Source organism: Burkholderia sp. WTPI3, assembly GCF_021483755.1.
Lineage (GTDB): Bacteria > Pseudomonadota > Gammaproteobacteria > Burkholderiales > Burkholderiaceae > Burkholderia.
The window spans coordinates 1-21,049 of sequence record NZ_JAGIXF010000096.1 but is presented as its reverse complement, the minus strand read 5'-3'; the positions used below and the strand labels follow the sequence as shown (position 1 = coordinate 21,049).

The 21,049-nt window shown below is 60.9% G+C and carries 24 protein-coding genes; 14 read left to right on the top strand and 10 right to left on the bottom strand.

What is annotated here, in order from left to right:
- Nucleotides 1-139: 139 nt before the first annotated feature.
- The 3 genes from J7024_RS31565 to J7024_RS31555 form a co-directional block, all read right to left on the bottom strand.
- Complete coding sequence (locus J7024_RS31565) at nt 140-925, bottom strand: PRC-barrel domain-containing protein (RefSeq protein ID WP_234745788.1); 786 nt, start codon at nt 923-925, stop codon at nt 140-142.
- A gap of 350 nt (nt 926-1,275) precedes the next feature.
- Nucleotides 1,276-1,539: a hypothetical protein gene (locus J7024_RS31560; protein WP_234745787.1), complete on the bottom strand. Its 264-nt coding sequence runs from the start codon at nt 1,537-1,539 to the stop codon at nt 1,276-1,278.
- Nucleotides 1,540-1,672: 133 nt separating this feature from the next.
- Nucleotides 1,673-2,161, bottom strand: coding sequence for a Spy/CpxP family protein refolding chaperone (locus J7024_RS31555; protein ID WP_234745785.1), 489 nt, complete (start codon nt 2,159-2,161; stop codon nt 1,673-1,675).
- Between the two features lie 317 nt (nt 2,162-2,478).
- On the opposite strand from J7024_RS31555, the gene J7024_RS37400 reads away from it, so the two are divergent.
- Entirely contained in the window at nt 2,479-2,661 is a 183-nt protein-coding gene (locus J7024_RS37400; RefSeq protein ID WP_327796274.1) for a hypothetical protein, read from the top strand.
- 243 nt (nt 2,662-2,904) lie between these two features.
- Here the strand turns inward: J7024_RS37400 and J7024_RS31550 are convergent, their stop codons facing one another.
- Complete coding sequence (locus J7024_RS31550; protein WP_234745783.1) at nt 2,905-3,624, bottom strand: Crp/Fnr family transcriptional regulator; 720 nt, start codon at nt 3,622-3,624, stop codon at nt 2,905-2,907.
- A 467-nt stretch (nt 3,625-4,091) separates the two neighbouring features.
- On the bottom strand, nt 4,092-4,679 hold the full coding sequence (locus J7024_RS31545) for a BPSL1445 family SYLF domain-containing lipoprotein (protein ID WP_012328524.1): 588 nt from the start codon (nt 4,677-4,679) through the stop codon (nt 4,092-4,094).
- A 983-nt stretch (nt 4,680-5,662) separates the two neighbouring features.
- Between J7024_RS31545 and J7024_RS31540 the strand changes: the two genes are divergently transcribed.
- From J7024_RS31540 to J7024_RS31500, 9 genes are all read left to right on the top strand, one after another.
- Nucleotides 5,663-6,949, top strand: a complete 1,287-nt coding sequence (locus J7024_RS31540; protein WP_234745782.1) for an NRAMP family divalent metal transporter — start codon at nt 5,663-5,665, stop codon at nt 6,947-6,949.
- Between the two features lie 266 nt (nt 6,950-7,215).
- Complete coding sequence (locus J7024_RS31535; protein WP_234745780.1) at nt 7,216-7,686, top strand: PRC-barrel domain-containing protein; 471 nt, start codon at nt 7,216-7,218, stop codon at nt 7,684-7,686.
- A 139-nt stretch (nt 7,687-7,825) separates the two neighbouring features.
- Complete coding sequence (locus J7024_RS31530) at nt 7,826-7,999, top strand: CsbD family protein (protein ID WP_234745779.1); 174 nt, start codon at nt 7,826-7,828, stop codon at nt 7,997-7,999.
- A 484-nt stretch (nt 8,000-8,483) separates the two neighbouring features.
- Nucleotides 8,484-8,672, top strand: a complete 189-nt coding sequence (locus J7024_RS31525) for a hypothetical protein (RefSeq protein ID WP_234745777.1) — start codon at nt 8,484-8,486, stop codon at nt 8,670-8,672.
- A 665-nt stretch (nt 8,673-9,337) separates the two neighbouring features.
- The gene (locus J7024_RS31520; protein WP_234745789.1) at nt 9,338-9,763 is read left to right on the top strand and encodes a PRC-barrel domain-containing protein; all 426 of its coding nucleotides are present in this window, start codon (nt 9,338-9,340) and stop codon (nt 9,761-9,763) included.
- Nucleotides 9,764-9,940: 177 nt separating this feature from the next.
- Nucleotides 9,941-10,138, top strand: a complete 198-nt coding sequence (locus J7024_RS31515) for a CsbD family protein (protein WP_234745776.1) — start codon at nt 9,941-9,943, stop codon at nt 10,136-10,138.
- Nucleotides 10,139-10,397: 259 nt separating this feature from the next.
- Entirely contained in the window at nt 10,398-11,336 is a 939-nt protein-coding gene (locus J7024_RS31510; RefSeq protein ID WP_234745775.1) for a hypothetical protein, read from the top strand.
- Between the two features lie 238 nt (nt 11,337-11,574).
- Entirely contained in the window at nt 11,575-12,165 is a 591-nt protein-coding gene (locus J7024_RS31505) for an SPFH domain-containing protein (protein ID WP_234745772.1), read from the top strand.
- Between the two features lie 125 nt (nt 12,166-12,290).
- Nucleotides 12,291-12,608 carry a hypothetical protein gene (locus tag J7024_RS31500; protein WP_234745770.1) on the top strand — a complete coding sequence of 106 codons (318 nt, stop codon included), beginning with the start codon at nt 12,291-12,293 and terminating at the stop codon, nt 12,606-12,608.
- Between the two features lie 423 nt (nt 12,609-13,031).
- Here J7024_RS31500 and J7024_RS31495 read toward each other — a convergent pair whose 3' ends face one another.
- Together J7024_RS31495 and J7024_RS31490 are read right to left on the bottom strand one after the other, a co-directional pair.
- Nucleotides 13,032-13,988: a S49 family peptidase gene (locus J7024_RS31495; protein WP_234745769.1), complete on the bottom strand. Its 957-nt coding sequence runs from the start codon at nt 13,986-13,988 to the stop codon at nt 13,032-13,034.
- On the bottom strand, nt 13,985-14,356 hold the full coding sequence (locus J7024_RS31490; protein WP_143748216.1) for a hypothetical protein: 372 nt from the start codon (nt 14,354-14,356) through the stop codon (nt 13,985-13,987). Before J7024_RS31490 ends, J7024_RS31495 begins: the two co-directional genes overlap by 4 nt.
- Here J7024_RS31490 and J7024_RS31485 point away from each other — a divergent pair.
- From J7024_RS31485 to J7024_RS31470, 4 genes are all read left to right on the top strand, one after another.
- Nucleotides 14,334-15,407, top strand: a complete 1,074-nt coding sequence (locus J7024_RS31485) for a tetratricopeptide repeat protein (RefSeq protein WP_234745768.1) — start codon at nt 14,334-14,336, stop codon at nt 15,405-15,407. The genes J7024_RS31490 and J7024_RS31485 overlap by 23 nt on opposite strands.
- Nucleotides 15,408-15,621: 214 nt before the next feature.
- Complete coding sequence (locus tag J7024_RS31480; RefSeq protein WP_124825518.1) at nt 15,622-16,488, top strand: ParA family protein; 867 nt, start codon at nt 15,622-15,624, stop codon at nt 16,486-16,488.
- A complete protein-coding gene (locus J7024_RS31475; protein ID WP_124825519.1) occupies nt 16,489-17,679 on the top strand; it encodes a ParB/RepB/Spo0J family partition protein in 1,191 nt (396 codons plus the stop codon).
- A 36-nt stretch (nt 17,680-17,715) separates the two neighbouring features.
- Nucleotides 17,716-18,090 carry a TrfB-related DNA-binding protein gene (locus J7024_RS31470; RefSeq protein WP_098557332.1) on the top strand — a complete coding sequence of 125 codons (375 nt, stop codon included), beginning with the start codon at nt 17,716-17,718 and terminating at the stop codon, nt 18,088-18,090.
- A gap of 72 nt (nt 18,091-18,162) precedes the next feature.
- Here the strand turns inward: J7024_RS31470 and J7024_RS31465 are convergent, their stop codons facing one another.
- The 3 genes from J7024_RS31465 to J7024_RS31455 all read right to left on the bottom strand — a co-directional run bounded on the left by J7024_RS31465 (nt 18,163) and on the right by J7024_RS31455 (nt 20,982).
- Entirely contained in the window at nt 18,163-19,005 is an 843-nt protein-coding gene (locus tag J7024_RS31465; protein ID WP_234745767.1) for an N-6 DNA methylase, read from the bottom strand.
- A 136-nt stretch (nt 19,006-19,141) separates the two neighbouring features.
- Complete coding sequence (locus J7024_RS31460) at nt 19,142-19,390, bottom strand: hypothetical protein (RefSeq protein ID WP_234745765.1); 249 nt, start codon at nt 19,388-19,390, stop codon at nt 19,142-19,144.
- Between the two features lie 296 nt (nt 19,391-19,686).
- Entirely contained in the window at nt 19,687-20,982 is a 1,296-nt protein-coding gene (locus J7024_RS31455; protein ID WP_124831038.1) for an IS701 family transposase, read from the bottom strand.
- Nucleotides 20,983-21,049 lie beyond the last annotated feature (67 nt).

Genomic DNA, 21,049 nt, shown 5'->3' with positions numbered 1-21,049 from the left:
CGATGCAGAGCGCATCGAGTGCCGAACCGTCGGTTGGCGGGAAATCGGTTGAGGTCATGCAGCTGCTCCCTGGCGTCCTGTCACGCGATATCCCGCATGGAAGGGGGGTTGCGTTGGCTACCCGTTGCGCGGGTCAGCGTTATCGGTCTCCGTGCCAATAGCCGTGCTTGCCGTAGAACTCGTGCAACTCGATCTCGTAGCTGCGATGAACGAGCTGCGAGTCGTCGTATGGAGGGCTCTGGCGGATCGCGTCGCGCGTGAGCGTGGTCGATACCGTTTCCGTGGGCCAGTCCACCTGGTCGAGCCAGTGAGTCGCGATCAGCACTTCCTTGCCGGTCGACCACCAGCTCGACGTGTCGATTGCCAGATAGCGGATCACCCAGGCTTCATCGTCGTAAATGAAGTCGGACACGTGACCGATATGTCCGTCCTTGGCTTCGAGCCGATATCCGTCGACCTCGCCGGTGCTGCGCAGATGCGTATCCGCCGCTGCGCCGGCCGGCGCGGTGTGCGGGAGAAGCGGATCGCCCGCGTCGGCGTCCTGCGACGGCCCGGCGGGATCGAAAGCAGGGTATGCGCCCATTCCCCAAAGGTTCGGGCCGCCCCAGTAGGTCGGGTAGTTGTAGTAACGCAGGTACTCGATCTCGTGCTGGCGCGATACCGGCTTGTGCGTGTCCAGATTCGGGCTATCTCTCACCTGCTGTTGCGTGAGGCTGACGTATAGCGTGCGGGTCTCGGGATCGGCATGCGTGACGGAATATGGCGAGACCAGCACTTGCCTGTCGTGCAGCCAGTCGCCCGTCTCGACGACGAGGTAACGGATGCACCAGTTGCCATCGTCGAAGTAGGCCTGGTGGATGTGGCCGATATCGCTGTCCTTCGCTCGAACCGTGTCTCCGTGCAACCTTCGAATGCTTCGCAACATGATGTCCTCGCCAGAGCGATGCCCGGCACGTCGGTGATCCGGCTGAACGGCCTGCCACACCGTGGCATCCAGTCGTTCGTCCGTTGGTGCCGAGCGATTCCTGCCGATCGCGTCCTCTCGGATGGTTGGCATGGTTGAAACGCTACACGCGCCGAATGGCAGATGCGGTACGAAACCGTACAAAGCATGCACCCGCTCGAGAACGGGGGTGATCCATCCGGCGGCGAGCCGTCCTTCCCGATATGTCGCGGAACATCCTCTCGGTCTTCGTCGTCAGGATCGCGAAGCAGTTAGGATCAACACGTCGACGGGCTGCCGGGCGACCGAGGCTGCGGGATTCGGTTTGTGTCTCAGCGAAGCCGCAGCGGCATGAACAGCGAGATGCCCGGTGCCGGTACCGGCGCGTAAACCATCGGAGGCGCGCCATACGCATACTCCTCGTCGCCGTTATAGCCGTCGTGGCCACCGTTCCGGTAATGTCCGTAGTGACGACCATCCTGATGTGTCATGCGCGCGTGATTGCCCTGGTCCAAACCGTGATTCATTCTCTCCGCATGCAACGGCGGTGCAGCGAAAAGGCAGCCGATCGCGACTATCAGGCCGACGAGTCGCATACCCGATCTCGGCGCCATTGTGGTTCGACGTGCATGTCCGATAGAAACGTCCATCATGTTCTCCTGTGTACGGATCCGGAATCCGCTGGTCAGTGACTGCCATCGACAGCCGGTATCGGCCAACGGTCCGGAACTATTGTTTCTTGATCAGGTGGTGGTCGTTGCCACGGAAAATCGCATCCGCGTTCTGCTTTTGCGTATTGGACATGCTGTCGTACAGCGGCTGAAATGCCGTGGTCAGCTTTTTGACGCCATCGGCGTGCACGTTGGCGACATCGCCATAGGAGTGGAGATCGTCCATCGCGCTCATGCTGCTCGCATGATCGCTACGGATCTTCCTGAGCGTCTCCATCGCTTTCGCGTTGTCCCGCATCACCTGCGCGACTGGCTGCCACAGGGATTCCTGGCCGGGTGTGATGCCAAGTCGCTGGTGCAGGCTGTTGATGCGCCCGTCGACCGACTTTTGGGCGGCCACGGTCATGACGTGGGGCGGTGACCGGTTCGGTGCGGGTCCGGCGGCCTTCGAGAGTTGGGGGGAGACGGCAGCGCCGAAGGCGACTGTCGCCGCCAGGGAGAACGCGTAGGCAATCTTTCGGGGGGCGGCGAGAAGAGCGGGTGTCATGGCGGATCCTGATGAAATTTCTGAAGGAGTCGACGTACCACGACTCACTCGGTCGACGGAAAATTCGGCCCGGTAGCTTAGCTATACGCGGGACGCGTGGCTCAGTCTGTCCGATGCCGGACGGTTTGCCGGTGCGCGTGGCTCGTCTCCCGATGCGCGGCGCTTCGCGGTGGCTCGCGATCCGCGTCCAGCGGAATTTTCAAATCGGGCCTATGCTGGCGTCGTGATCGGCGGGATTCCACGCTGGCTGGCCGTCGATACGCCGGTCAGTCGAAGCCGGCCGGCCTCGTCCGACACTCAGCGCCACGGAGGCGGTTATGCGCAGCAGGTATCGAGAGCAGCATACGAACGGCGGCAAGAGCGAACGCAATGTCGACGAGGCAGTCGAGGGGACATTCCCCGCCAGCGATCCACCGTCGATCGGCGGTGTCACCAGGATGATTTCCCGCCCGACCCATCGAAAGCATCATCGGAAGTTGTCGCACGTCAAGCACCGTTAGCGCGGGTTGCACGGCGCGGCGCGGGTCAGCACCCTGCGTGACCGCGATCCATCGAGTCGTCGCCGGTACTCAGCGAGATCGCTGATCGCGGAGGTATCGATCGTGGCGATGGCGCGCCGATGTTCCCGGAGTACAGGGTAGCCGGATGAGACGATGTCACGGAGATATCGGGTCGCTTCCACGCCTTCGCGTGGCGCCAGGGGCACGTGCGGGAAAGGCCGGTACGATGCGGCGCAGTAGCGGCTAGAGTCGCTTCAGATCGGGGAGCAGGCGATCGAATTCGCGTTTGACCACCCCATAACATTCGCACACGCGTTTTTCGAGCCCAGGGCGATCCAGCACTTCGATATGGCCGTAGTTGTAGCGGATGAGGCCCGCGTCCTGCAGCTTCAATGCCGCTTCCGTCACGCCCGATCTGCGCACCCCCAGCATGTTGGCGATCAGTTCCTGCGTCATGCGCAGCCGGTTCGAAGGCAGGCGGTCGAGGCTGAGCAGCAGCCAGCGGCAAAGTTGCTGGTCGATCGAGTGATGTCGGTTGCACACCGCGGTCTGGGCCATCTGCGTGATGAGCGCCTGGGTATAGCGCAACAACAGGCGCTGCATCGCATTGCCGCGCCGGAATTCTTCTTTCAGGATGCGCGCGTCGAGCCGGTAGGCCTGCCCTGCGCTTTGCACGACGGCGCGGCTCGGCGTCGTTTCGCCGCCCATGAATAGCGACACACCGATCATGCCCTCATGGCCGACGATCGCGATTTCAGCGGACGAGCCATCCTCCATCACATACAGCAGCGACACGATCGACGTGGTCGGAAAATAGACGTGATGCATCTGGCCGCCCGACTCGTACAGCACGTTTCCCAACGGCATGTCGACAAGGGCCAGGTGGGGGGCGAGGTAAGCGCGTTCGTTTTCCGGCAGTGCGGCAAGCAGGTGATTTTCGGTAATGGGCGGGTTGTCCAGCATACGTGGCTCCTGTGCTCGCGCCTGGCTGATGATGGAGAATCCGGTCGATATGGGCGCAGCGGGAATCGGCGGGACGAGACAACCATCATACTTTACCGATCCCACGACCGGACGGGAGGGCGTTGCCAATGCGTCCTTTTTTCGATGAGTTCGGAATGACCCTTCGAATGCGAATCTGCCTTCAAAAATTATAGTGCCGGCACATGTCCGATCAAGGTGCGCGATTGATACGGAACCCGGTATTTCACGGAGCGGGAGACGGGAAATCGCGGTCGCCAGGCCTGCCCGGCGTCGACCGCAGAACGGTGTGCCGCGATGACTCGCGTGCGTCCGGTAGGGTGCGGGACAAGCTCCGCGCACGAGTACGCCTATGTGCGTATCAGGCGTGTTGAACCCAGATCTGCTGCCGCACCATCGGATCGATGTGTTGGCCGGTACGTTCACCTGGCAGGCCTTGAGCGTGAGTGCTATAGCGCCGTCAGCTTCGTGATCTTCGTTCCTTCGAGCGTCACGCCCGCCATCAACCCGCTGTTCGTCAGTACGAACGCTTCGATCGGCGCGGTCGCGGTGCTGGTGTCGACATTGCCGTTCGCGCCGACTTTCAGTACCGCCACCGATGCATCGCCACCCGCCGACCAGCCTTCGCTGTTACGGAAGCGATCAAGCGCATCCGCGGTCATGAACAGGAAAATGATGGCTTTCGATTGCGCGCCGATCTGCAGCCCGATCGAGCCGGTCGTGGTGCTGTAGTACCCGACCGTGTTTCCGGCAACGCGCAGCGAGCCTTCACCGTACTGACCGCCGATCCCAAAGCCGGCCGCGATGACGGACGGGAACACCAGTACGCCACGCGCCTTGCCGACGAGCTCATGCGAGCCGTTGGCGCTCGTGTAAAGGCGTGCAAGGGTCGAGTCGACGCCTGCATCGATGGTGTGGCGCTTGTCGACCTGATGGCCGCTAGCGTCGGATGTGCCGGTCATCGTGCAACCCGAAACCGCAAGGGAAATGGCAAGGATGGATCCCGGCGTGCCCAAGATAAATGTTCGTCGCAGCATCATCGTCTCCTCGTGGTTGCTGGAGCTTCAAACGCTACGCCAGGGCGGCTTTGGACGCGGTACGTCATCGTACAAAGACACAACATCCGCCTCGGCCCGAGTCTCGTTCGGCGTTGCAGAACGCTTCGTGTGAGGAGGGAAATGTCGATCGTCGGCGCGCGTCACGTCCGGTGTGTCGATTTTGGCAAGCCGACGACGGAGATGGCCCGTGTCGGTCGATGTCGCGCAACCGGTACGGCAACGTATGTCAAATCATATTGCAATGAATCACGATGGCGACAAGGCGCGACCACCCGTCCGCCTCCACAAGCGTCCTTCACCGTACAGACACGCAATCTCGCCGACCGGAGGATGTCTCGCGCAACCATCCGCTCGTGCACGATCTGTTCACGAACAGTGACGTGGTTCACATCTGTGGAGAATGATTCCGTCATTCGTCTCCGGTCGATCAAACGAACCGCCACACTCGGATGCGACTGGTAAGGAGAGCAACATGCGTTCATCTACCTATGTCTGTCTTACGGCTATTGCAACCATACTTGCCGGATGCCTTTGGGTACCCGGCGACGGCTATCGTGGTGATCGAGGCGGGGGGTATGGCGGTTCGTATGGAGGTGGTCACGAAAGCGGGTGGAATCAAAGTGGCGCTTCCCGCGACCATATGAATCACTCCGGGCATGCCGACGACCAGGGCGCGCATGGGTCCGGGCAACGGGAAGGATGGTAGGTCGGCTGCGGTCATCACATGAAACCGGCCGACCATGTTCCTTCAGGCACGTTTCGTCGTGACCGATGTCGCGACTTCGCAATGGAAAGCTGTGCCGGCGCAGTTCGATCGGCGGCACGCCGCACGCCTTCGCGGTGGTGCCCTCGGTCAATCACTTCGGGTACCGAACCACGTCTGGCGCGCGGCATGAATAGCGGATTCGCTCCTGCAATCAACAGTTGTCGTCGCGCCGCTCCGAGCGTCTATGGATTAAGACATGGTTCCGTCTGAAAAACTCAACAGCGATGTCGATAGCCAGGCCGACTCGTGGCTGACGAAGCTCGGACCTGGACTGATCACCGGTGCGGCGGACGACGATCCGAGCGGCATTGCCACCTATTCGCAGGCGGGTGCGCAATTTGGCTTCGACATGCTGTGGACCGTCCTGTTGACGTATCCGCTGATGGTCGCCATTCAGGTCGTGAGCGCGAGGATCGGCCGGGTGAGCGGCCATGGTCTCGCGACGAATCTGCGACGTCATTACCCGCGTTGGCTGCTGTATGGCACCGTCATCCTCCTGCTGGTGGCGAACACGATCAATATCGCGGCCGACCTGACGGCCATGGGCGCAGCCGTCAATCTACTGGTCGGCGGCCCCACGCGGGCTTACACGGTCGGATTAGGCGTGTTCTCGCTGGTGTTGCAGATGTTCGTGCCGTACCGCAGGTATGTCCGCATCCTCAAGTGGCTCACCCTGGCGCTGTTCGCCTACGTCGGCGTGATCTTTGCGGTCCAGATCCCATGGGCGACCGTGGCGCTGCGCACGGTACTTCCGCACGGCTCGTGGAGCACCGGCTACGTCACGACGGTAGTCGCCGTGTTCGGCACGACCATCAGCCCATACCTGTTCTTCTGGCAGGCGTCACAGGAGGTCGAGGAACTGCAGGCGAAGAAGGGGCAGCAGGCGCTGACGAAAATGCCGTCGCAAGGGCCGGCAAACCTGAGCCGCATTCGCCTTGATACGTCGATCGGAATGGCATTTTCCAATCTCGTTGCGTTTTTTATCATTCTCACGACTGCGGTCACGCTGCATGCGCACCATATCACCGACATCAAGACGTCGGCGCAGGCCGCCTCCGCATTGAAACCGATCGCCGGCCAGTTTGCGTTCCTGCTCTTCAGTCTGGGCATCATCGGCACGGGGCTGCTCGCGCTGCCGGTACTGGCCGGCTCGGCGGCCTACGCGATGGCCGGCACGTTCAAGTGGAAAAACAGCCTTGCCCTCGAGCCGCAACTGGCGAAACGGTTCTACGCGATCATCGTGCTCGCGACCGTCGTGGGCCTCGCGCTCGATTTCACGGCGATCGACCCGATCAAGGCGCTGTTCTGGAGCGCGGTCATCAACGGCGTCACGTCGGTACCGATCATGGTGCTGATGATGCTGATGGCGTCGAACCCAAAGGTCATGGGCGCCTTCGTCACACCCGTGCTGCTGCGGTGGGTGGGATGGCTTTCAACCGGTGTGATGGGCGCCGCCGTGATCGCGATGTTCGTTTTCATCTGAGCACCGGCTCCGATCGTTCATTCTCGCGGACCGGTACGGCGCCGTACCGACTTCGTATCCCGGCACCGCGCATCGTTGCAACTCGCTCTCCCTCTTCAATGCACCAGGCGCTCAGCGTGAGCGGCAGGTGCGCAACGGGTAGGGCGGCCAGAGGCGACACCTGTCCGGCACGTAACCGTTCATATCGCGTGACCGGTGTGTGCCGTCCATCACGGCGAGCCGGCGATCCGCTCCGGCGTCCCGCGAAATGAAACCAGGAGGGAATCATGACGATACTAGACCCGACCCATCGGCCATCGACGAGCGATACGGGTGCGGCGATTGTCGGCAGCGGGGCCGGCGACGGGCCCGGCCCCAACGTGATGGAAGCCGATACGCTCAAGGGAAACAAGCTCTTCACGTCCGACCGGCAGGAGATCGGGAAGATTTCAGACATCATGCTGGACGTACGCAGCGGCCGGGTTGCGTATGCCGTGCTGTCAAGCGGGGGCTTTCTCGGCATCGGCGGCAAACTTTACGCCATTCCGTGGAGTGCGCTGACCCTGGACACGGACGAAAAATGCTTCCGGCTCGACGTCACCGCAGACCACGTGAAAAATGCCCCCGCGTTCGACAAGGACCATTGGCCATCGATGGCGGACGAGCAGTGGGGTTCGTCGCTTCACCAGTTCTACAATCGGCAGCCTTACTGGGCAGCGACCCGAGACGTCGCCAAGAATCGTCCGCCCGCACATTGAAACACCCTCGTCAGCCGGTAAAAATATGGATATCTGATGATTTTTATCGAATACCGATTCACCGATCAGACGGTGTTATCACCTGACGGCAACAGATAGCAGCAGCATCCACAGATCAGTTACGTATTGGAGCTCTACCATGAACAAGGATCAAGTAAAGGGAACTGCGGAGAAGGTCAAAGGCAAGGTGAATGAGGTCATTGGCCGTGCCACGCACAACACGAAACAGGAAGTCAAAGGCGATCTCCAGCAAGCAGCCGGCCAGGCGCGCAAGAATCTTGGCGACGCCAAGGATGCTGTCAAAAAGGCCTGATTGGACACGGAGGCTTCAAGAGGGGGGGGATATTCCCCTCTCGCACGGTGCTTCACGCATCGTGCCGACCTCACTGCGGCTACTACCGTACAGACATCCGCGATTGGATGCGAGAACGCCGCGTTACGCCCTTCGCGCATCGGGTTCCCGGCCCCCGTCGCGAGGCGCGCCTTCGAACCGATAACCGGCTCAATCGCGCAAGTCTTTGCTGCGGCAAAACGCCGGGTATCGCTGGAAGCTTCGCCCGCGTGGCTCCGTGGCACACAAGCCGCGCAGCAGATCAGGTCGGCGTCTAACTTGAGGGGAGTTGCCATGTACAACATTGTCTGGCTCGTTGGAGCCGTGGTCATCATTCTATTCGTCCTCGGCTATTTGGGATTGAGATAGGGCATCTCGCTTACGTGCTCGTCACGCGATGGCTGGTCAACGACCGCGATCAAAACGATCCAGGTCGCGACGGCCATCGTTTATCGCAGGAAGCAAAATGAAGACGCTCAGGATCATCGGCTATGCGGGACTCGTGGCCGTCGCGATCGTGCTGCTCGTCGCAATGTGCGCGATCCTGGAGGAGGGCATGATTTCTCAAGATGCGCAGCGACAGCGACTGACCGGCAACACGCTTTCCATCCCCGAATCGCCGAATCGCGCGGTTAAGTCGCCTGCCATAGGCTGACGGTTCCCGACTTGTTTTGGGTGCCCCCGGTACGCGGAGGGTGGAGGCGCATACGCGATTGTCGATGTCCGCTTGGATCGAAAATCGGCATGCCATTTTCAATGGACGCTTGAGACCAAGGCAGCGTCGCAACAGGCGATTTGTGGTCGCTCCCATGATCCGACCGCATCACTACCGTTCCCGCATGGGTACGGCAGCGTACCGACTCCCGGGCTGCTCGCGCATAGGGTAGGTTGAGTTGACTGGTACGCATGCCACGACAGTTCGGATGTTCTCCAGCCGCATGCCCGGTACGCGCACCGAGTAGACATCGACACAGGGGGCCTCGGCACGGCACGTCGACGCGCACCGTACATGCGTCGCGCTTCCAATGTCATCTCGTCGACAGCAATGGATGCCGGGGCCGAAAGCCGGTGCTGCTCGAGGCGAGGCGCAGTGTGATACGGCAACGATCCAGGCTGGGCATAGCGCGTAAACCAGCGCGCATTTCAGTCCGAAACGCTGCTCGAATCGAGAATGTTTTCGGCCCGAATGACGGCGGGCGATTGCAGGCGAGGCGCGCATCGTCCCGGCTCGGAACAGAGCCGGATCGGCGCGCGCTTCGCACCGTCACGCTGGCCGGCGACGCTCGCCGGCATTTCGTGCAACGAATACCGGAACTGATCATGACACCTGTTTCTCCCAGCAATCCACTTCCGAGCAACGGCAGCGGCGCACGCATCATCGGTCGCGCAACCACCACAGGCGGGCCTGGCCCCGATGTCATGGCGGCTGGCACGCTGACTGGGGATAACGTCTTGTCATCCGATGGCAAGGAGATCGGGAAGGTCGTAGACATCATGCTGGACGTTGGCAGCGGCCGGATCGCGTACGCCGTGCTGTCGTGTGGCGGTTTCCTCGGGATAGGAGACAAACTTTTCGCGGTGCCGTGGAGCGCGTTCACCCTCGATACCGGCAAGAAATGCTTCCGGCTCGACGTAACAGAAGAAAGGATGAAGAGCGCATCCGGATTCGACAGGGACCATTGGCCTGCGGTGGCGGATTCGCAATGGGGCGGAGCGCTTCATTCGGGTAATACGCCGCCGATGTAGCGGCACGTCAGCAGGTGGCTCGGCCGGCATTCCGCCATGCACGCGCCAGCGTGACGGCGGAATGCGGTGAGCGGTTGCTGCTTTTCAGATTCTGCGCGTATCGCGTGTATCGCTCGATGCGCTCATCGCGACGGGCGGCAGGTCATCCATCCAGCAGGTGCGACCGGAGCATTCGTAATGCACAAGGATCAAGTCAAAGGCGTCGCGGAGAAGGCAAAGGGCAAGGTCAACGAGGAAATTGGCCGAGCCATCGGCGACGGCAAGCAGGAAGTCAAAGGCGATGCCCAGCAAGCAGTCGCAGAAGGGCAGAAGAAATACCGCGACGCCAAGGAAGCGATCAGAAAGCAGGCGAAGCAAGCGAAGAAGACGCATTGATCGTTGCGTCGGCCTCGACAGATGGATGCCGCGATAGTGTGGCAGCCATCGCCGCACAATCGCCGCAGTCGGGCGTTACTTCGTATCGCAGATTGCAGGACAGAATGTAGGGGCGCAGGTTTTTCACCCAATGTGTTGGCGCCGGACAAGCCCGTGCGCGCCGCGACGCGCGGCGACATCCGCCAGCAGCGTCGACGAAAGAAATGTCTCGCGTGCGATCACGCCTAACGCGCATGCCGTCGCGAGCCGGAGCAAATCGATGAGTGCATCTGCAGGAAGCCCAACCAGCCACGCGCTACGCAAGGTGGCGCTGGTGGCGTCGATGCTGATGGCGTGCAGCCTGCCATGCCTGGGAGGGACGCCTGCGGACGGTGCGGACGAGGCGGCCAACTTGCGAGAGGCTTACCGGCAACTGATTCCCCGGCTCGATCACAACCAGTTCGAGCGCCCGTTGTATCTCGACTCGGAGGAATCTTCTTCCACGCTCAAGGGCGAGGTCTACGCGGTGATGGCCTACCCGTTCGCGACCGTCAACGGCGCGTTCAATGACCCTTCGCGAGACCCGTTGAACTGGTGCGACGCATTAATCCTGCACCCCAATATCAAGTATTGCCGTACTGCCGGCGCCGGCGGCGGCAATACGCTGATCGTGAACGTCAGCAAGAAGGAAGTTGCCGAGGAGCTCAGCATGACTTACCGGGTGCAATTCGAATACGACGCGGCGACCACCGGCCCGGGATACCTGCAGGTCAAGCTCCATGCGGACCGGGGACCATTGAATACCCGCGATTATCGGATCGTGCTGGAAGCGGTGGCGCTTGGCGACAACCGCACGTTCCTGCATTTGACCTATGCCTATAGTTACGGCGTGATCGGGCGCCTTGCGATGAAAACCTATCTGGCCGCCTTCGGTCGCGGCAAGGTTGGCTTCACCAACATCGCCGATCCGTCCGCGGCTCAGGCGGAATACATCGGCGGAATGCGCGGCCTCATGGAGCGCAACACGATGCGCTACTACCTGGCCATCGATGCGTATCTCGGCGCGCTGTCCAGCCCGCCCGACAAGCGACTCGAGCAACGCCTGACCGACTGGTTCGACGCCAGCGAGCGATATCCGCGACAACTGCATGAAATGGATCGGCAACAGTACATGCAGATGAAATATAACGAATACCTGCGGCAGCAGACCGAGCAGTAGCGCTGGGGATGAGCCTGCGAGATACGCGCGCGCCGGCGCCGGCGCCGGTGCACTGCGATTCGTCATGGAAATCGTTTCGCAAATCGGAGGTTGGCGGGTGCAGTTCGGCTTCGAGTGATCGGGCGCACGTTCGGATCAAGCGCCGGGGTCCCTGTGGCCAGAGCGCGCAGGACGACTCGGGATGCGACGCTTTACATCGCTTACGGCCGGGCCGTCGTCACCGAAACGGAGTGTCACCATGAATGCCATCACACGGGCTCTATCCGCCGCGCTTGTCGCCGCGGCATTCGCTGTCGGCGCGTGGGACAACCTGTACGCCGCGGTCCTCCTCTTCATCATCGTCGTCGTCGCGCTGTCCGTTCGGGGCGCCAACGTGTGGGAGAAGTTCGTTATCCTGGTGATCAGAAAGCGGAAGAGCGTCGAGGGTGCCGTTTTTTTCATACGCATCACAATCCCCGACAACGTAGACGCGGCCACCGAAAAACGCATTCAAACCACCTCCTTCAACACCGAACAGGCGCCGACCAAGGACACCGTGCCCGTCAATGTCGATGCTGCTATCTTCTGGCACGTCCATGACGCGCAGAAGGCCTCGCTCGCCATTACCAACTGCTGGCAAGCCAATGAGGGCGTTGCGCAAGCCTCGGTGCGGGAGATGATCGGGGCGTCGATGCCAGCCGCGCTGTTGTCGGATCGCAAGACGGTCGGCATGTACCTGCGCGACAAGGTCGGCAGAAAGATCGCGGATTGGAGCGTGCCTGTCCAACCGGGGCATGTGGTACGGATGACGAACACGGCGGACCTATCAGGTTCGCGCAAACTGCCATGAGGAAAATCCTCCACAATGCACTGGCCGCATTCTTTGCGGGCGGAGTCTGGCTCGCCCCCGCGCCGAGCCACGCGTATGCGCTAGACGCGCAGTTCGACTGTAAAACCAACGCGCACGCGTTCATCGTGCGCCTGTTCAATCACGGCTATATCGATCGCGATCCGATGCGGGTCGAACAGAATTCGATCAACGCATTCCGGCCTACCAGTGACGCCGCGCTCACGGTGTTCGGCTTCAGCGTCTATGCCGTTTTCGCCTACGAGCAGTATGACGCGCTATTCAGGCAAGGAAGCGGCCACCCGCTGCCGGGCTCGATTTACGGCGTCGTCGTCAAGGCGCCGATCGATTCGGTCGAAGAGCATTCTCGGCTTGCGGGCAGCAAGGCCGTCGCGCATCAGGTCATACCATTTATTCTCACAGCCATTGTCTGCGCAAGGCCCTGAGACTGGTGCTGCACAAGCCGCGCTAACGGTGCTTGATGTCACGTGTGGAAACGCTTGACGGCGATTGCATGGAGCACCCGTTCGTCACGCGCGGGTTCGCCCCAACTGCGCCGAACCTTGAGATCGCAAACTCGGACATCGTCGTCGAGCGAAACGCTTACCAGAACACGCCGGTGGGTCGTGGGACAGTACGATCGACAGCGTCAACGACGCGCGATCTGTCCACGAGAGATGGTTCACCGAGATCTGGTTTCCAGTGTCAATGCTCGAGTCCAAGACAGCGCCTCATGGAGCCACATAGTTTGCATTCCTCTACAACTTTACATAAGCGAAATCATCAACTCAGAGAGTGTAGTGGCTAGCTAGAGATGTCCGCTTTCGGGCCGCGTAAGCTGATCAGGACGTTGCCGACGGCAAGCTCAATCACCGGACAGAAAGTCCTGACGTAGCTGACAGCAGCCCGTCGATAGCATCGGAGATCCCAAGCCGGATCGCGGGTCCAGCGGTTGTGTAGTCGCGTGTGCGGAGGTCCGGATAGCGAGTTTTCAGATCGGACACGACGTCTTCGATCGTTCCGATGGTATCCACCAGCCCGATTCGCTTCGCGGCCTCGCCATTCCAGACTTCGCCCGTGTCATACCTGACGCCCGCGACGAGTTTCGTGCCACGCTGCTGGACGAGCTCGTCGACGAACTCCTTCGCCAACACGTTGACGAGCGTCTGTGCCTTCTTGTCCGCATCGCTTGTCGACGGGATGAACGGATTCAGCATCGCTTTGAGCGGTCCCGACGCGTACGCGTGCTGCTCGACGTCGAAGCGTCTGAGCGCACCCGAGACGTTCCACGACTCGATGACAGCGCCGATCGACCCGACGAGGGAAAAGCGGCCGGCGACCACCTTGTCAGCGTGGATAGCGATCAGGTAGGCCGCGGACGCGCCGAGCGAATTGATGATGGCGACGACGGGCTTGCGGTGCTTCTGCTTGAGTGTGTCGATCGCGGTGTTGATCCGCTCGGCGTCGATCGGTGAACCGCCACCCGAGTCGATCATCAGAGCAATGGTCTTCACGCTGTCGTCAGTGAACGCGCGAGTGAGCTGCGGCACGATCACGTCTGCCCTGTCTGTGCCCTTCCCTACGGTGCCCGTGATTCGCACGATACCGAGCTGGGGTGTGGACGACGGCCACGCGAGCGGCAAAGCGGTCAGATCGATCTTGCTCACGAAGACAAGGATCGGAATGAGAACGACGATCACGAGGCGCAGGATCCTGAAGCGGCGGTCTGCTCGGCGGTCGCGGACCATGAGCTCCATCATCTGCAGTTGAGGGTCGGTTGCCTGCTGAGACAACACGCGCTGCTTTACGCCGGAAAAGATGCTCATTTGAGGGTCTCGGTGGTTTCAAACTGGTTGTGATTGGCGCGGCACTTCCCCCACTTCACCATTGCCGTAGCGAGCCGGCCGACGGCCGGCGGCGGAGAGTCGGGGGGACGGTGGATGACGGCGTCTTTCTTCGGCGGCCAGCGGCGGCTATATCGATAGAGATAGACGCCATCGCCTTCCTTGACGCGTCGACTCAGCCACCTGAGCTTGCACAGTCCGTGGAGCGCGACGCGGACGCGCTTCATCTCAGGGGAATACCCATCGATATCGCGTTCATATAGCAACGCAGCGACTTCATAGCTGGTGATTTCTGGATTTTCGATAACCAGTTCGATAATGCGCCGCATGACAGTGCTCTTCTTGGACAAGACAGCCCCCTTCCCGATGAAAGCGAGAAAATGGTATCCGCCGGTTCGATATTCCAGAAACGCTTCGCGTGCGCGTCGCCGCATGTTGCGCAATGTCGCTGCAGTGGCCGTTGCGACGTGGACCCAACCGAGCTTTGCAGGTCTTCTCGACCGCCTTGTCGGTGGTAATCAGAAAGATGCGCTCGCCCTATTCCGGGCAGCGCAGAATGGCTCGCAAGAGGCGCTCGACAAGCTGCTCAAGAGCTCCCGCGGGGGGGACCCCTGGGCGACGATGCAGTTCGGCTACCTCTATCAGATCGGTCGCTCGCCAGGCACGTCGACCGCCATGCAGCCCGGCTACCCACCAGGCGGCAGCATCCCGATTGCGATGAAGTCCTACCTGATTGCCGCTGGAAAGATGACGCCGGAGGGAACGATATCCGGCAACGTTTTCGCCGCGTACAACCTTGGGTTGATCTACCTCTGGGGCTTGGATAACGGGGGGAATCCGCAGCCGGAGCTGGCAGTGCGCTGGTTTCGCGCGGCCGCAAATACGGCGACCGACAAAGTGTTTCTGCCAGCAGTAATGCATTTGGCAGTGATCTACGAGAACGGATTTCGATCGGTGCCGGCGGACCTGCGCGAAGCGATGCTCTGGTATCGGAAAGCTGCAGGTGCCGGTGAGCCGACCGCGCTACTGAAATGGGGCGTCGCGCTTGTGGAGGGGAAAGGCGCCGAAAAGAACTACTTCGATGGACTCGTCCAGCTGCAGCGAAGTGCCGAAAAGTGGCAACGCGACGCGATGTATTACCTCGCTTCGCTGAACGGTATGGGAAGCGACTACCAGGAGCGCAACATTTTCGCAGCGGCGCAGTGGTTATGGATTGCGGCCACCGGTGCACCCCGCTATCGCGCGGCGGCGGACGCGATGATGGGCAACCTTGACAAACCGACACAGCAACGCGTGAAGCAATCCGCGCGGCTCTGGATCACTGGGCACATGAAGATACCGCCGCACATCGAGTACAACGCGCCGTTGAATGAGGACGTTCCAGATTTGCTGGCGAGCTGACGAAGGCTCGCACTGGAGGAATTTTGACGCCGCCGCTGTCAGGGCGGCGTTTCTGCATTTCCACATCCTCCGATAGAGTCCCCCTGGCATTCACGCATGCGGGAATTTCCCGCGCACTCAATCACGCAATTTGGCGTTGACAAACTATTAAATGATTAATAGTATTCTGATGTCTGTCCACGCAGTAGTGCGGGTCCAAACCGGGGAATTCGAGATGGATAAAGTTGCGGTTACGAATCAGAAAGGTGGTGTCGGCAAGACGACGACGTCCTTGCACCTCGCAGATTACGCTGCGAATGAATTGGGCCTGCGGACGGTGCTCATCGACGCCGACGAGGGTGACGTATCCGAAGTCTTCACGCTGAGTGACGGCGCGTCGGACGCGCTGACGACCGGTGAGCTTTTTCGGGGGAACCCGAACGGACGCCGTCCGCGCCAGGTCGGCGATCGGCTGTTCGTGGTCGACGCTGAACCCGAACTTCTTGACCTGCACGATCTTCCCGTCGATGTGCTCGCGGATCTCGAAACGGAGCTCGGAAAGCAAGACGGTCCGGTCGACTTGGGACGGGTTCGAACACTCTTCGGCGAGATTCAAGACCGGCTTACCTTGCCGCTTGACGAGGGACTCGCGACGATCGAGAAGGACTTCGATCTTTGCATCATCGATACCCCGCCCCACCTTGCACGGCGCGCCCTTGGGGTGCTGTGCGAAGTAGACGCAGTCGTGACGCCGACGAACATCAGCGTGTTCACGATGGCCCGCATTTCAAAGTTGCAACAGACGCTGGATTCGATCAGGCGTGAATTCAACCCGGGCCTGAAGCAGGTCGGGTTCTTGATGTGCAAGATCAACAGCAAGTCGCTGACCGAGTTGGGCGGTGTTGCGGCAATGCGCCAGGAGTTCGGCGATCTGATCCTCAAGCAAGTCGTAATGGACCGGGTAAGCGTGTCGACATCGCTCGCCCAAGGCCGCCCCGTATGGCGCGGTGCGAGTGCTGGCGCGCAGCGGGTCGCTGCGAAGGAAATGATGGCCGCGTGCGCCGAGGTGTTCGGGCGTCTTGGCATGGTGAAGGAGGCGTAAGTGAAAAATGTCTTTGCGAATAGCATCAAGCGTGCTTCTTCGGTCCAGCAGTCGATCGATGCAAGGGCCACTGGCGTCGACATTCCGCAGCTCATCGCACCGTCTCGGATTCGCGTCAAAGCGCAGATACGTGGGCCGAAAAACCCGGGGTTTCGGTCTGAGTCGCTTAAAGAGCTGGCGGCGGATATCAAGGCGAACGGCCAGCTCCAGCCAGCGATCGTCGTGCGGGATCCCGATGGGATTTCCGAATTCCTTCTTGTTGCTGGTGAGCGTCGCTACCGTGCATGCGAGATCGGCGGGATGGATTTGCTGGCGACGATCAAAGAACTGACTGCCAAGCAAGCCCGGCGCGTTCAGATCGCGGAAAACATTGAACGCGAGGATCTTACTCCCGCGGAACTCGCAGCTGCGGTGAAAGACGATTACGCGGAACTCGGCACGCTCGAACTTGTGGCCGAGCTGTGGGGCAAGTCGATCAACTGGATACACGAACGGCTCAAGTTCGTCGAGGCGCTTGATGCCGGCGGTGTTGCGGCGGAAGCGGTCAATGCTGGAGTGACGGCCGATATCTCGACGGTGAACGAGCTCGCGAAGCTGGAGAAGCGGGATCCGGCGGCCGCGAAGCGCGTAGTCAGCGCCGCGAAGGCGGATCCGAATCTGAACGTGCGGCAAGCGGCTCGGTCTGCAATCAAGGAAATCAAGCAGGCTGCTGCTGCAGATGTCCGTGTCGGGGGCCAGGAGGGAACCGGGGCGCGCGACGCAACGTTCAGTCAGGGTTTCGACGGCAAGGTGTCCCCTGCGGAGTCCCGCAGCACGGCGGCGCCGGCCGGCAATGCTCCTGGTGTGACGGGTCATGACGCTGACGCGGAAAGCCCGCGCGAGGACGATAGCGCCGGCATCGGTGCTCGGCTGGACACTGCGCCCGGCGTGCCGCCCGCTGTCCAGGCCGATCCCGCCCCGGACGGTGACGCAGGTGACGTATGTGACCCGACGGTCTCTATCGAGACGTTTGCTCGTGCGGCCGCAGCGGGCGAAGCGGCGCTCGTGCGAAAGCGCGATGGGCACTGGATTGCGGGCGTGACTGCGGGGGTAGTTGCGGAGAAGTTTGATAACCTTGAGGATCTACTACAGCGCCTGGCTGCGGTGGGCCTTACCAAGGTCGAAGTCGAGTGCCCGGTGGCATTCGCCTAATCCGCTCCGGCTTGCGCGCGAACCTGCCCGTCACGCATGCTGAACCACGAAAACCAGTCCACAATTCGCCTGTCCGAAGAACAATTCGCGCAGGCGATCGCGAAGAGCCCTCGCATGGTCGAGAAGACTCGAGCGATCGCCCACGCATTGCTCGTCGAGGGGCGTCCGCCCGCGGATCTTGCGGCCAAGTACGACCTGAGCTTGGCTCGGCTGAGCCAGATCGGGACGAAGGTCTACAACGACTATCTCGCAGACGTGCAGTACCCACCGGATTGGGTCAAGGCGGAGGTGATCGCGCCGTCTGACATGCTGGAGGAATTTCGCGCGCAGGTGGAATCGCGCCGGCTCGAATATTTCGCGAATCCGCCCGCCCCTGCCGCCAGGAAGCGCCGCCCGAAAAAGGTGGGGTGAGTTGAGTGGCGGCCGTAAAAGAAAAAGGCCTGCTTCGGACGCGTCCGGAACAGGCCTGAGTTCATTTCGTGGTTACGTCCCGTGGCTCACCGCTTCGATCGCGATCTCGCGGTCGTGGTCAGCGTTCTCGACGGCGGGGTCAAAGTTGCGACCGGACCTTTCGGTCGCGCGTGCGCGTTGCAACCGTCCACGCCATCCGCCGAGCACGTGTGCCGGCGTATGCCACACACTCCACTCTTCCACCGTCAGCGAATTCCCATGGACGACTACCCCAGGGATGTGCAGAAGTGCGAGTTGGAGATAGGTCATGTGTACGCATCGCAGATCTACGTCTACACAAGTCGCGTGCATCGAGCGCTGATAGATGAAGCCGCGAGAGTGGATCACTTCGGCGGCCGCGATCACCATCCCTCCAGCTCCCACAGCGGGCTCGCTCAGGGTGACGTATCCCTTCTCCGAAATCGTGGGATCGACGTCGGTCAACATCATCCCCGCCATCAGCAACGACACCTCGTAGGGCGTGAAGAACTGCCCCGCCCTCGAGTTTCCGGAATCCAGCGCCATGAACGTGGCGCCGAGGACATCGGCAAGGTCGCCTGAGATCGACATCACGTTGCTGCGCGCACCGCTCACCTGCAGTGCTTCGATTCTCCGCTCGAACGCCATCGTCAGCTCGGCGAGCATGGCAGGAAAGCGTGCTTGCTCTTCCTTCGAATAGCGATCGTTGACCAGGTGCCATTGCGCTTCGCGGTCTTGGTACTGGTTTCGATCGACAGCGTTGCTGATCGCGAGCGCCGACAGCTCGACGAAGTCCGAAAAAACCGTGGATACGCGATGGTTGTACGAAAACTGGTTGAGGAGGCCTAGGAGGCGTTTTTCATGCTGCTGGGTGGTCAGATAGGATGCAAGCGTCAAGGTCGATCTCCGGTGGAGGTTGAAAGGCAGAGCGACCTGAAATGCGGCGGGAGAGGTGGAATGGGAAAAGAAAAAGCCCGTGGATACCGAGGTATCGCGCGGGCTATGGGTCATGTGTGGGCGCGCTGAAGTTGCTTTAGCGCTTCGTCACCTTCGGGCGGCGAGTCAGGACTAGAAAGAGGTACTGCGTCCCTCCTCTCGTTACCTTCCACCAGCCGGCAACGTCCTCGGTGTATTCGGTCGTCTCGAATTGCGAGTCGAACGGTACGTCGAGATGGCCGCGGAAGTCCGGCGATCGGCCCGTCCGCTTCTGCACTGGGCGAAGCATGCCGCTGGCAAACAGTCGTGCATCGGTGTAGCTCAGAGCACTGGTATGGAGGGTCACGGACTGGTCCGCGTTTAGTACACCGCTGATCGTGCCTCCCTCGAATACCCGGGAAGTCGGATGGGCACGCGCGTCACCGGATCGGCGTCGGTCGGATTCGAACAGGCAGACGGTCCGTTTTTCGCTCGCCGGCACGTGGCGAGCCGGACGTTGACGCGGTGCCGAGCCATCGGCAATCGTCGTTTCCTTAGTCTTACTGTGTCAATAAATCAGCATTGGAAGTTGAACAAAACGGACATCGCTGGAGCCGGCGCGCGATGTAGGCAGCGATACGCCAGCGCAGCGTGGTGATGGAATCAGCCACGTGGCGCTGCGCGCGCTGGGGACCCGCGTGGCACGTAATCCGAGGGTAAGGCAAATGGATTGCGGTTCGCGGAGTTTTTTTTACTGCCGCCCTGTATAAGGCGTTGAGCAACAAGAAACCCGTAAGCAGCAATGCACAATGATGCATGGTGGTGGAAGCCACGCCAGCCACGTCCTTCGAAGTGTCCCAGGCCGAATTCCTGCTTGAGATCCTGATAGTCCCGCTCGATACGCCAGCGCATCTTGGCAACATGAACCATGCGTTCGAGCGTCGTGTCTGGGGGCAAAGTCGAAAGCCAATATTTGAGCGGCTCCGCATCACCTTCAGGCCATTCGATTAGCAGCCATTCCTCATCGCGCAGTGTGGAGCGCCAGTAATCGCGGTGTGAAGCACGCACGCGCACGGCGGCAAAGCGCGAACTGAGTGCGGCACACGTGCCTTCACGCCATATCACAGTGCGATACCGCGAGGCATCGAGCGTCAAGGCCAGATCTTTGACTCCGATCGGCTCATGCCCCGGCGCGCGCCGTAATAAGCTGCGCGGTCGGCCCGACTTCCCCACGGAAGGTTCCGGCGATAGAGGCGCAGTACCCGGCGTCCATACGCGTGTGTTCGAGCGAATGCCCACCGCATACTGCAATCCGAGCTCGCTAACGGCCTCGCGAAACGAGGTGTCGTCTCCATAGCCAGCATCGGCCAGAACGACACCGTCGGGCGCGCCGCTTTGCCGAGCTTCGCGCAATTGCCCGACCGCAATCTCCGGTTTGGTTGCAAACTCGATTTGCTCAGGCACGCCGGCTTTCTGTCGTCGCGCGGGATCGTCGCTCCATTCACGCGGCAGATACAGTCGATACGACACCGGCAAGCTTGCCTCTTCCGTCGCCACCGACAGACTCACCGCCACCTGGCAGCTATCCTGCTTGCCCAGTTGACCGCAGTATTGCCGCGCCACACCGACCGAATGCTTGCCCTTCTTGGGAAAGCCCGTGTCGTCAATGATCCAGTACAACCCGCCCGCCGGGTCCATGTGCGGCAGCACCCAGCGCCGCACCTGCTCGAGCAGCGCCGTATCGGACCATTCCGATTTCGCCACGAAATGATGCAGCGACTGGTGTCGTGCGCTCACATGCTCCGGCTCCAGATGTGCGGCCAGCGGCTCGACGCTCTTGCGCCGAATTGGCAGCATTAGCCCTTGGCAATAGCCCTTCAATCCTGATTCACGGTCGTTATGCCCAAGCGCCTCGCACAAATGTTCCAGATACGCCTCGAATGACGTCTCCCAATCCATCATTCCTTACGCCAAGGATGAAGAAGTTCCTATAATGGCATGAATTTATTGACACAGTAAGATTAGC